Consider the following 10,464-nt stretch of genomic DNA (forward strand, 5'->3'; position numbering starts at 1 on the left):
CCCCCCGTACGGCGCCCTCCGACCACCCGGCCCCGGAGGAGCCTCCGGACTGACGGGCCCCTCCCGGGCCCCGTAAGCGCGTCGTGTGGTGTGGGGTCCCGGGGCCGAGCCCCGGGTGAGCGGCCCGCCCACCCCGTAACGTAGCCGGACGTGACCTCACTCGCCGACCGGGTCTCCCGGACCCAGCACTGGCTGCGCGCCCACCCCCTGGCGTTCGACGCCGCGCTGGCCGTCGCCGTGCTCATCTGCATGGTCACCGGGTCCTTCGCCGACCCGCACGGCCCCCACGGCCCCACCTTCGGCACCCGCACCCCCGAGGTCCGCAGCGCCGTCCTGATGGTCGTCGCCGCGGGAGCCCTCGTCTTCCGGCGGCGCGAGCCGATGGCCGTGCTCGGCGTGACCGGTCTCGTGTCCGTCGTCGAGCTCGTGGCCGGCGACCCCGCCGCGCCCGTCGCGATGAGCGCCGTCATCGCCCTCTACACCGTCGCGTCCACCACCGACCGGCCCACGACCTGGCGCGTCGGACTGCTGACGATGGCCGTGCTCACCGGCGCCGCGATGTCCTTCGGCTCCACGCCCTGGTACACCCAGGAGAACCTCGGCATCTTCGCCTGGACCGGCATGGCGGCCGCCGCCGGCGACGCGGTCCGCAGCCGCCGTGCCTTCGTGGACGCCATACGGGAGAGGGCCGAGCGCGCCGAGCGGACCCGCGAGGAGGAGGCCGGGCGCCGCGTCGCCGAGGAGCGGCTGCGCATCGCCCGCGATCTGCACGACGTCGTCGCCCACCACATCGCCCTGGTCAACGTGCAGGCCGGCGTCGCCGCCCACGTCATGGACAAACGGCCCGACCAGGCCAAGGAGGCCCTCGCCCACGTCCGCGAGGCCAGCCGCTCCGCGCTCAACGAACTGCGCGCCACCGTCGGCCTGCTGCGCCAGTCCGGCGACCCCGAGGCGCCCACCGAACCGGCCCCCGGCCTCGCCGTCCTCGACCAACTGGTCGCCACCTTCCGCCAGGCCGGGCTGCCCGTCGAGCTCGCCCGCGCCGACGACGGCGTCACGCCGCCCGCGGCCGTCGATCTCGCCGCGTACCGGATCATCCAGGAGTCGCTGACCAATGTGCAGAAGCACGCGGGCCCGGAGGCCAAGGCCGAGGTGAGCGTCGTGCGGGTCGGCTCCACGCTGGAGGTGACCGTGATCGACAACGGCGCCGACGGCCCGGCCCCGTCGGACGGCGGCGGCCACGGGCTGATCGGCATGCGCGAGCGGGCCACCGCGCTCGGCGGCGCCCTGACCGCGGGCCCCCGCTACGGCGGCGGCTTCCGGGTGCAGGCGATACTGCCCCTGCATGCGCGGGCGGCCCGCGCGGGGGAGGACCGATGACCATCCGGGTGCTGCTGGCCGACGACCAGACGCTGCTGCGCAGCGCGTTCAGGGTCCTTGTGGACTCGGAGCCGGACATGGAGGTCGTCGCCGAGGCCGCCGACGGCGCGGAGGCCGTCGCCCTCACCCGTTCCGCACGCGCCGACGTCGTCCTCATGGACATCCGCATGCCCGGTACGGACGGGCTCGCCGCGACCCGCATGATCAGCGCGGACCCGGACCTGTCACACGTACGGGTGGTCATGCTGACGACGTTCGAGGTGGACGAGTACGTCGTCCAGTCGCTGCGCGCCGGTGCCTCCGGTTTCCTCGGCAAGGGCGCCGAGCCCGAGGAGCTGCTGAACGCGATCCGCGTCGCCGCCGCCGGAGACGCGCTGCTGTCCCCGGCGGCGACCAGAGGACTGATCGCGAAGTTCCTTGCGCAGGGAGGTCGTTCGGACGACCCGGCCGAGCCCGGCGCATACTCCGAGCGGCTGTCCGCCCTCACCGGCCGCGAGCGCGAGGTGCTGGTGCTGGTCGCCGGCGGGCACTCCAACGACGAGATCGCCGACCGTCTCGAGGTCAGCCCGCTCACCGTCAAGACCCATGTGAACCGGGCCATGGCGAAGCTCGGCGCCCGCGACCGGGCGCAGCTGGTGGTCACGGCGTACGAGTCCGGCCTGGTACGTCCGCGGGTGGAGTAGCCCGCCCCGCCGCACACCCCAGCCGGGCGCAGGGACCGCCGCCGAACCCGGACGGGTCCGTGGGCAGCGGCCCGGCACCGGAAACGCGCCGAGGGGCGCTCCGCCATCCTGCGGGGCGCCCCTCGGCGTACGGGCGAACGGCTACGGCAGCGCCAGCATCCGCTCCAGCGCCAGCTTCGCGAAGCTCTCCGTCTCCTTGTCGACCTGGATGCGGTTGACCAGATTCCCCTCGGCCAGCGACTCCAGCGCCCACACCAGGTGCGGCAGGTCGATGCGGTTCATCGTGGAGCAGAAGCAGACCGTCTTGTCGAGGAAGACGATCTCCTTGCCCTCGTCCGCGAAACGATTCGCCAGGCGGCGGACCAGGTTCAGCTCCGTACCGATGGCCCACTTCGAGCCGGCCGGGGCCGCCTCCAGCGTCTTGATGATGTACTCGGTCGAGCCCACGTAGTCCGCGGCCGCGACGACCTCGTGCTTGCACTCGGGGTGCACCAGCACGTTCACGCCGGGGATCCGCTCGCGCACGTCGTTGACCGAGTCCAGCGAGAAGCGGCCGTGCACCGAGCAGTGCCCGCGCCACAGGATCATCTTCGCGTCCCGCAGCTGCTCGACCGTGAGTCCGCCGTTCGGCTTGTGCGGGTTGTAGACCACGCAGTCGTCCAGGGACATCCCCATGTCGCGGACGGCGGTGTTGCGGCCCAGGTGCTGGTCCGGCAGGAAGAGGACCTTCTCGCCCTGCTCGAAGGCCCAGTCCAGCGCCCGCTTCGCGTTCGACGACGTACAGATCGTGCCGCCGTGCTTGCCGGTGAACGCCTTGATGTCCGCCGAGGAGTTCATGTACGACACGGGGACGACCTGCTCGGCGATGCCCGCCTCCGTCAGCACGTCCCAGCACTCGGCGACCTGCTCGGCCGTGGCCATGTCGGCCATCGAGCAGCCGGCCGCCAGGTCGGGCAGCACGACCTTCTGGTCGTCGGTGGTCAGGATGTCCGCCGACTCGGCCATGAAGTGCACACCGCAGAAGACGATGTACTCGGCCTCCGGCCGCGCCGCGGCGTCCTTGGCCAGCTTGAAGGAGTCGCCGGTGACGTCCGCGAACTGGATGACCTCGTCACGCTGGTAGTGGTGACCCAGGACGAAGACCTTGCTGCCGAGCTTCTCCTTGGCCGCGCGGGCGCGCTCCACCAGGTCCGGGTCGGACGGCGAGGGCAGGTCGCCGGGGCACTCGACGCCGCGCTCGCTGCGGGGGTCGGCCTCGCGGCCGAGCAGCAGAAGGGCGAGCGGCGTCGGCTGGACGTCGAGCTCGGGGCGGGTTGGGGCGGTGGTCACGACACGCACCCTTTCTTCGTCTGACAGAGGGCTTCTCGTCTATTTGACGCTATCTATCATAACCGCTTCACGTCACTTTGACGATGTCCATAGCGTCGATGTGACGCACCCCCTCTCCACAGGCCGGTGCCTTGCGCCGACCAGGTGTGCGAGCATGAAAGGGAAAGACTAGGGCTCGCCCGGAATGAATCCGGGACCCGGCCGGTTGCACCCGTCGGCAAGCAGTCTCCGTACTACCCGGGAGAGAAGCAGATGTCCGTATCGGACGAGACCACCACCGTGAGCGACGGCATCCTCCTGTCCGACGCCGCCGCGGCCAAGGTCAAGGCCCTGCTGGACCAGGAAGGCCGTGACGACCTGGCCCTGCGCGTCGCTGTTCAGCCCGGCGGCTGCTCCGGTCTGCGCTACCAGCTGTTCTTCGACGAGCGTTCGCTCGACGGCGACGTCGTCAAGGACTTCGGCGGCGTGAAGGTCGTCACGGACCGCATGAGCGCCCCGTACCTGGGCGGTGCGTCGATCGACTTCGTCGACACCATCGAGAAGCAGGGCTTCACGATCGACAATCCGAACGCGACGGGCTCCTGCGCCTGCGGCGACTCGTTCAGCTGAGACATCCCGTCCTCGCACGGCGAAAGGCGGCGGCTCCGATTCCGGGGACCGCCGCCTTCGCCGTACGCAGGCGCTGCTTTCTCCGGCGGCTATCCCTTGCGGGGCAGCGCCTTGCCGGTGCTCGCGTCCACGACCTTCCGGCCGTCCAGGGGGGCGTCCAGCGTCACCGACTCCGTGAGCTCCTTGGCCATGGCGATGCACACCCGGTCCGGGTCCGGATTCGGTTCGACGATCTCGACCCTCACCTCGTCGGGGCTCTCGGTCGCCCGCGCCTCGTAGTTGCTGCAGACGCCGCCCCAGAACGTCACCTTCAGCGTCCTGCCGTCGGCGCTGTACGAGATGGCCGGCGGCGACGGGACCTTCTTCTCCGGGTCGCTCGGAGTGATGTCCTTCTGCGGGGGCTCCGCGGCCTTGAGATAGGCCGGCTCCACCGCGGGATGCGTGACCGTGAACGGCTCGGCCTGGCCCTCGGCCGCCACCTGGAACAGCCAGGACGGCACCAGCGCCTGCCGCCCGTCCACGTACTGCGCCGCCAGACCGAAGACGGCCTTCTCGATGGTCAGCTCCTCCGGCGCGGGGGTGTCGCCCGCCCGCTCGCACGGAGCGGCGGGCTGCTCGCCCGTGCGCATGTCGTCCTTGTGCGGTACGGGCGTCGCGCAGCCGCCGATGCCGATCGGGCCGCCCTTTCCGGCCTCGTTCAGCGCCTTCACCGCCTCGTCGGCGGAGATCACCGGATAGCTGTGGGACTTCACGGGCTTCTTCAGCTGGCCGCTGCCGCCCACAACCTGGCCGTCCGCACCGACCTGGATGCCGGTGGTCCAGCCGTACGTGGGCAGGCCGCCCACCACCGGGTCCGCGTTCACCACCCGTACCGCGCCCATCAGCTGGCGGGCGTCGAGCTTCGCGTCGTCCTGGCCGACCGCGGCCAGCACCGGCGCCGCTGCCTTCTTCGCCGCCGCCTCGTCGACCGCCGGTCCGGGCTCGCCCGGCGCGACGGAGCCGCCCGCCGGACAGTCCTTGCCCTTCGGACAGTCGTCGCCGCGCGCGGCCCCGTAGCGGGCGAACGTCCAGGTGCCCGGGGCGTCCTTGTTCACCTGGAGCAGGGGGCCCGTGCCGTCCTTGTCGGACCCGATCTTCCAGGCCGCACCGGCCTGCCGCGGTGAACCCGCCACACCGAGCGCCTTCGCCAGCCGCGCGACCTCGGCCTCCGTCACCGAGCCGGCCGCCCGGTGCACGGCTGCCCGCTCGGGCCCCTCGGGCAGGTCGCCCGCGGCCCGGTAGACCACGCCGCCGCCGTTCGGGTCGGGCTCGCCAGGAGCGATGGAGCCCGCGCCGCCGTCGACGCTCCCCGGCATGTCCAGGGAGAGCAGCGGAGCGGGCCCGCCCTTGCCGGCCTCGCTCTTCGCTTCCGCCGCCGTGTCGCTGCCGCTGCCCACTCCGGTGGTCGCGACGTACGCCCCGCCTCCGCCGGCGACCAGCACCGCCGCCGCCACCGAGGCGACGACGAGCGGGGAACGCCGGTGGCGGGGGCCGTCGTGCGTCTTGTCCGTGCTGCTCACCGCATCGCTCCTTGTCTCGTGCCTCCTGCTGCGGAGGGCACGGATGGGACGGAGCGGGGGAGCGTGTGGTTCCCTCGCGTCGCTCGGCCGAGTCGCCGGATCAGTCGCCGTAGTCGGACATCGCGTCCACGAGCCGGGCCGATGCGGGCGGCACCACGACCCCGTGGATGAGCGAGTGGTGCACGGGCGCGGGCGCCTTCACCGCGGGGACGACCCAGTGCGGCGCCATACGCGCGCAGTCGCCGCGCAGCTGGTCGAGACTCATCTCGGACTCCCGCGACTCGCGCGCGGCGATGTGCTTCGTCATAGCGGCACCGTACGCACCTGGGACTGACGGAAAAAAGCCCTACTATCGGGTAGTTTCCGCACGGGGAAAGGGTCCGGGACCCGGTAGCGTGGACTGACACTGCCAGCCCGCCCCAGGAGCGCCTCACCGTGCGTATCGCAGTCACCGGCTCCATCGCCACCGACCACCTCATGACCTTCCCCGGCCGCTTCGCCGACCAGTTGGTCGCGGATCAGTTGCACACGGTCTCCCTGTCCTTCCTCGTCGACAACCTCGATGTGCGCAGGGGTGGTGTCGGGGCGAACATCTGCTTCGGCATGGGCCAGCTGGGCACCGCGCCGATCCTGGTCGGCGCGGCCGGCTCGGACTTCGACGAGTACCGCGCCTGGCTCGACCGCCACGGCGTGGACACCGCCTCGGTGCGCATCTCCGAGGTCCTGCACACCGCCCGCTTCGTGTGTACCACGGACGTCGACCACAACCAGATCGGTTCCTTCTACACGGGCGCGATGAGCGAGGCCCGGCAGATCGAGCTCAAGTCGGTGGCGGACCGTGTCGGCGGCCTCGACCTCGTCCTGATCGGTGCGGACGACCCGGAGGCGATGCTGCGCCACACCGAGGAGTGCCGCTCCCGCGGCATCCCGTTCGCCGCGGACTTCTCGCAGCAGATCGCCCGTATGAGCGGCGACGAGATCCGGATACTGCTGGACGGCGCGGCGTACCTGTTCTCCAACGAGTACGAGAAGGGCCTCATCGAGTCCAAGACCGGCTGGACCGACGCGGAGATCCTGGCGAGGGTCGGCCACCGCGTCACCACGCTCGGCTCCCAGGGCGTCCGCATCGAGGCGGCGGGCAAGGAGACGATCGAGGTCGGCTGCCCGGAGGAGGAGGCGAAGATCGACCCGACGGGCGTCGGTGACGCGTTCCGGGCCGGCTTCCTGTCGGGCCTGTCGTGGGGTGTGGACCACCAGCGGGCGGCGCAGGTGGGCTGCATGCTGGCGACGCTGGTGATCGAGACGCTGGGCACGCAGGAGTACACGCTGCGGCGCGCGCACTTCATGGAGCGCTTCACGAAGGCGTACGGCGACGAGGCGGCCTCCGAGGTCCACGCCCACCTGTCCTGACCCCTGGGGGCTCCTCCCTCACGCCCTACGGGCGTGGGGGAGGACCCTTACCGGACCCACTCCCAGCGCCTCGATCTCCCCCTACGGCCTGGCGGCCGTGGGAGGTGCCCCAGCGAGGCTGCAATCAGCCTGTCCGGCGATTGAGGACACCGCGCGGTACGGGGTGCGGGGCTTGCCCCGGTTTCGGGGAGCGGGAGTCCGCCACGCCGCCAAGGCGTAGGGGGAGTGAAGGGGGACAGCCCGCCGCAGGCGCCCCGCCCCCGCGCTACGACAGACGCCGCACCACGTACGCCACGCCTCGCTCCGCCTCCCGTTCCCCCACGTACTCCTGGCCCCGCATCCCGCACCACGCCGGGATGTCCAGCCGGGCCGCCTCGTCGTCCGAGAGCACCGTCACCGTCGCGCCGACCGGCACGTCGCCGATCACCTTCGCCAGTTCGATGACCGGGATGGGGCACCTCCTGCCCAGCGCGTCCACGACGAGCGACGCGTCCGAGCCGGACGGCTCCAGCGCCGAGGGCGCCGGCGCGCCGAGCCGCTCGCGGACCGACGACACCACCCGCGGCAGCACCTCCAGGAAGCCGTCCACCTCCGCGGACGTCGTACCGAGCGGCAGCGACACCCGGACGTTCCCCTCCGACAGCACCCCCATCGCCCGCAGCACATGGCTCGGCGTCAGCGTGCTGCTCGTGCACGACGAACCGGACGACACCGAGTAACCCGCCCGGTCCAGCTCGTGCAGCACAGTCTCCCCGTCGACATAGAGACAGGAGAAGGTCACCAGATGGGGGAGCCGCCGTACCGGGTCGCCCACCACCTCCACGTCGGGCACGAGCTCCGGCACCCGGGTGCGGATCAGGTCCACCAGGGCCCGCAGGCGTACGGCCTGCTCCGCCGCCTCCGCGCGGACCGCGCGCAGCGACGCCGCCGCCGCCACGATCGCCGGAATGTTCTCGAAGCCGGGCGCGCGTCCCGACTCCCGCTCGTCGACGGGACCTTGCGGGGCGAACCGGACACCCTTGCGCACCGCGAGCAGCCCGACCCCCGCCGGCCCGCCCCACTTGTGCGCGCTCGCGGCCAGCAGCGACCAGTCGCCCTCGACCGGCCCCCACGGCAGGGACTGCGCCGCGTCCACCAGCAGCGGCACGCCCGCGTCCCGGCAGGCGTCGGCCACCGCGCCGACCGGCTGTTCGGTGCCCACCTCGTGATTGGCGGACTGGATACAGGCCAGTGCGGTTCCGGCGCCGAGGGCCGCGGCGAACTCGTCGGCGGACACCGAGCCGAGCCGGTCCACCCCCACCTCCGTCACCGATCCGCCCGCCGACTCCCACGAGGCCGCCGAGTGGAGCACGGCGGAGTGCTCGACGGAGGACACCACGAGGTGGCGGCCGACACGCCGACGCGCGGCGAGCGCGCCGGAGATCCCGGAGTGCAGCGCGTGCGTCCCCGATGGAGTGAAGACGATCTCGTCCGGGCGGCATCCGACGGCCTCCGCGGCCGCCTCCCGGGCGGCGTCCAGGAGCAGCCTCGCCCGCCGCCCTTCGCGGTAGAGCCGGGCCGGGTCGGCCCAGCCCTCGTCGAGCGAGGCCTGCAGGGCCTGCCGTGCGACGGGGTGCAGGGGGGCGGAGGACGCGGCATCGAAGTAGGGCACGTACTCACGCTAACTCCGGACAGGAGAGGGGACGTCAGATGGGGGCCGGAGCGGGGCATTCCGGGCCTCCGGGCTGGGCTTTCCATCCCTTCGGGGTGTCGGACGGCGCGTTGGGCACCCTCCCCGCGCGACCCCAAATGGCGTCCAGTAGGGTTTGGTCCGCATAAACATCCAAACCCCTGCCCGCGTCAGGGCCGGCGACCGACCAGCGAGACGGCCGCAGCCGGTCGCGCGGGCCGAGACTCTCGGGAAGGCGCTACGTGAGTCCCAACGGCTCCGACCGCTCGTCGCGGCGCCCGATGCGGCGGAAGCTGCCGCAGGTGCTGACTGCGGGCCTGATCCTGGCTACCGCCTCCGGTTGCTCATACAACTGGGAGGACTTCCCCCGGCTGGGCATGCCCACCCCGGTGACGGAGGAGGCCCCGCGGATCCTCTCCCTCTGGCAGGGCTCGTGGGCGGCAGCGCTCGCCACGGGCGTGCTGGTGTGGGGACTGATCCTGTGGAGCATGTTCTTCCACCGGCGCAGCCGCACCAAGGTGGAGGTCCCCCCGCAGACCCGGTACAACATGCCGATCGAGGCGCTGTACACCGTGGTCCCGATCATCATCGTTTCGGTGCTCTTCTACTTCACCGCGCGTGACGAGTCGAAGCTGCTCGCCCTCTCGGAAAAGCCCGCCCACACCATCAACGTGGTCGGCTACCAGTGGAGCTGGGGCTTCAACTACGTCGAGAACGTCGACGGCGACGCCAAGACCGGAGTCGAGGTCCCCAAGGAGCTCGACGCCGTTCCGGACAAGTACCAGGAGAGCTTCCCCGAGGGTGCCGAGGGCGTCTACGACGCCGGTATCCCCGGCACCCGGAACCCGCAGACGGGCAACCCGGGCCCGACGCTGTGGCTCCCCGAGGGGGAGAAGGTCCGGTTCATCCTGACCTCTCGCGACGTCATCCACTCCTTCTGGGTGGTCCCCTTCCTGTTCAAGCAGGACGTCATCCCCGGCCACACCAACGTCTTCGAGGTCACCCCGAACAGGGAGGGCACCTTCCTGGGCAAGTGCGCCGAGCTCTGCGGCGTCGACCACTCCCGGATGCTCTTCAACGTCAAGGTCGTCTCCCCGGAGCGCTACCAGCAGCACCTGAAGGAGCTTGCCGAGAAGGGGCAGACCGGCTTCATCCCGTCGGGCATTGAGCAGACGGACCCGGCCAGGAATGCGGAGAAGAACCAACTGTGAGCATCCTCAACGAACCCCAGGGTGCCGCCGCGGCAGATGAAGACTCGTACGAGAACGAGCTGCCGGTCCGGCGCAAGCAGCCCGGCAACGTCGTCGTGAAGTGGCTGACGACCACCGACCACAAGACGATCGGCACGCTCTACCTCGTCACCTCGTTCGTCTTCTTCTGCATCGGTGGCCTGATGGCGCTCTTCATGCGCGCCGAACTGGCCCGTCCCGGCACGCAGATCATGTCGAACGAGCAGTTCAACCAGGCGTTCACGATGCACGGCACGATCATGCTGCTGATGTTCGCGACGCCGCTGTTCGCCGGATTCGCGAACTGGATCATGCCGCTGCAGATCGGCGCGCCCGACGTGGCGTTCCCGCGGCTGAACATGTTCGCGTACTGGCTGTACCTCTTCGGCTCGCTGATCGCGGTGGCCGGCTTCCTCACCCCGCAGGGTGCGGCCGACTTCGGCTGGTTCGCCTACTCCCCGCTGTCGGACGCCGTCCGCTCGCCGGGCGTCGGCGCCGACATGTGGATCATGGGTCTGGCCTTCTCCGGCTTCGGCACGATCCTCGGCTCGGTCAACTTCATCACCACGATCATCTGCATGCGCGCTCCCGGCATG

10 protein-coding genes are annotated in these 10,464 nt (G+C 71.3%); 6 read left to right on the plus strand and 4 right to left on the minus strand.

Features of this window, described 5'->3' with window-relative positions; genetic code table 11:
• Nucleotides 1–150: 150 nt before the first annotated feature.
• On the plus strand, nucleotides 151–1,380 hold the full coding sequence (locus tag ACWD0A_RS28635) for a sensor histidine kinase (RefSeq protein ID WP_451302706.1): 1,230 nt from the start codon (nucleotides 151–153) through the stop codon (nucleotides 1,378–1,380).
• Complete coding sequence (locus tag ACWD0A_RS28640; protein ID WP_451302708.1) at nucleotides 1,377–2,063, plus strand: response regulator; 687 nt, start codon at nucleotides 1,377–1,379, stop codon at nucleotides 2,061–2,063. Before ACWD0A_RS28635 ends, ACWD0A_RS28640 begins: the two co-directional genes overlap by 4 nt.
• Nucleotides 2,064–2,204: 141 nt before the next feature.
• Here the strand turns inward: ACWD0A_RS28640 and nadA are convergent, their stop codons facing one another.
• Nucleotides 2,205–3,401, minus strand: a complete 1,197-nt coding sequence (gene nadA, locus ACWD0A_RS28645) for a quinolinate synthase NadA (protein WP_307715893.1) — start codon at nucleotides 3,399–3,401, stop codon at nucleotides 2,205–2,207.
• Between the two features lie 243 nt (nucleotides 3,402–3,644).
• Here nadA and ACWD0A_RS28650 point away from each other — a divergent pair, with 243 nt between their 5' ends.
• Nucleotides 3,645–4,001 carry an iron-sulfur cluster assembly accessory protein gene (locus ACWD0A_RS28650; protein ID WP_030745999.1) on the plus strand — a complete coding sequence of 119 codons (357 nt, stop codon included), beginning with the start codon at nucleotides 3,645–3,647 and terminating at the stop codon, nucleotides 3,999–4,001.
• An 89-nt stretch (nucleotides 4,002–4,090) separates the two neighbouring features.
• Here the strand turns inward: ACWD0A_RS28650 and ACWD0A_RS28655 are convergent, their stop codons facing one another.
• Nucleotides 4,091–5,560 (minus strand): hypothetical protein, encoded by a 1,470-nt coding sequence (locus tag ACWD0A_RS28655; protein ID WP_451302710.1) that lies wholly within the window; start codon nucleotides 5,558–5,560, stop codon nucleotides 4,091–4,093.
• A 100-nt stretch (nucleotides 5,561–5,660) separates the two neighbouring features.
• Nucleotides 5,661–5,867, minus strand: coding sequence for a hypothetical protein (locus ACWD0A_RS28660; RefSeq protein ID WP_177153576.1), 207 nt, complete (start codon nucleotides 5,865–5,867; stop codon nucleotides 5,661–5,663).
• A gap of 128 nt (nucleotides 5,868–5,995) precedes the next feature.
• On the opposite strand from ACWD0A_RS28660, the gene ACWD0A_RS28665 reads away from it, so the two are divergent.
• A complete protein-coding gene (locus ACWD0A_RS28665) occupies nucleotides 5,996–6,970 on the plus strand; it encodes a carbohydrate kinase family protein (RefSeq protein WP_451302712.1) in 975 nt (324 codons plus the stop codon).
• A 265-nt stretch (nucleotides 6,971–7,235) separates the two neighbouring features.
• Here the strand turns inward: ACWD0A_RS28665 and ACWD0A_RS28670 are convergent, their stop codons facing one another.
• On the minus strand, nucleotides 7,236–8,621 hold the full coding sequence (locus ACWD0A_RS28670) for an aminotransferase class V-fold PLP-dependent enzyme (protein ID WP_451302714.1): 1,386 nt from the start codon (nucleotides 8,619–8,621) through the stop codon (nucleotides 7,236–7,238).
• A 260-nt stretch (nucleotides 8,622–8,881) separates the two neighbouring features.
• On the opposite strand from ACWD0A_RS28670, the gene ctaC reads away from it, so the two are divergent.
• Nucleotides 8,882–9,850, plus strand: coding sequence for an aa3-type cytochrome oxidase subunit II (gene ctaC / locus ACWD0A_RS28675; protein WP_177153573.1), 969 nt, complete (start codon nucleotides 8,882–8,884; stop codon nucleotides 9,848–9,850).
• Nucleotides 9,847–10,464 (plus strand): cytochrome c oxidase subunit I (locus ACWD0A_RS28680; protein ID WP_451302716.1); only part of this gene is annotated, 618 nt, incomplete at its 3' end. The genes ctaC and ACWD0A_RS28680, both read left to right, overlap by 4 nt.

This window comes from Streptomyces sp. NPDC002867, assembly GCF_053591895.1.

What these genes read in the sequence shown, in the direction of transcription:
- ACWD0A_RS28640 (WP_451302708.1), top strand. Translation starts at nt 1,377, where the DNA reads ATGACCATCCGGGTGCTGCTGGCCGACGACCAGACGCTGCTGCGCAGC.
- ACWD0A_RS28660 (WP_177153576.1), bottom strand. Translation starts at nt 5,867, where the DNA reads ATGACGAAGCACATCGCCGCGCGCGAGTCGCGGGAGTCCGAGATGAGT.
- ACWD0A_RS28650 (WP_030745999.1), top strand. Translation starts at nt 3,645, where the DNA reads ATGTCCGTATCGGACGAGACCACCACCGTGAGCGACGGCATCCTCCTG.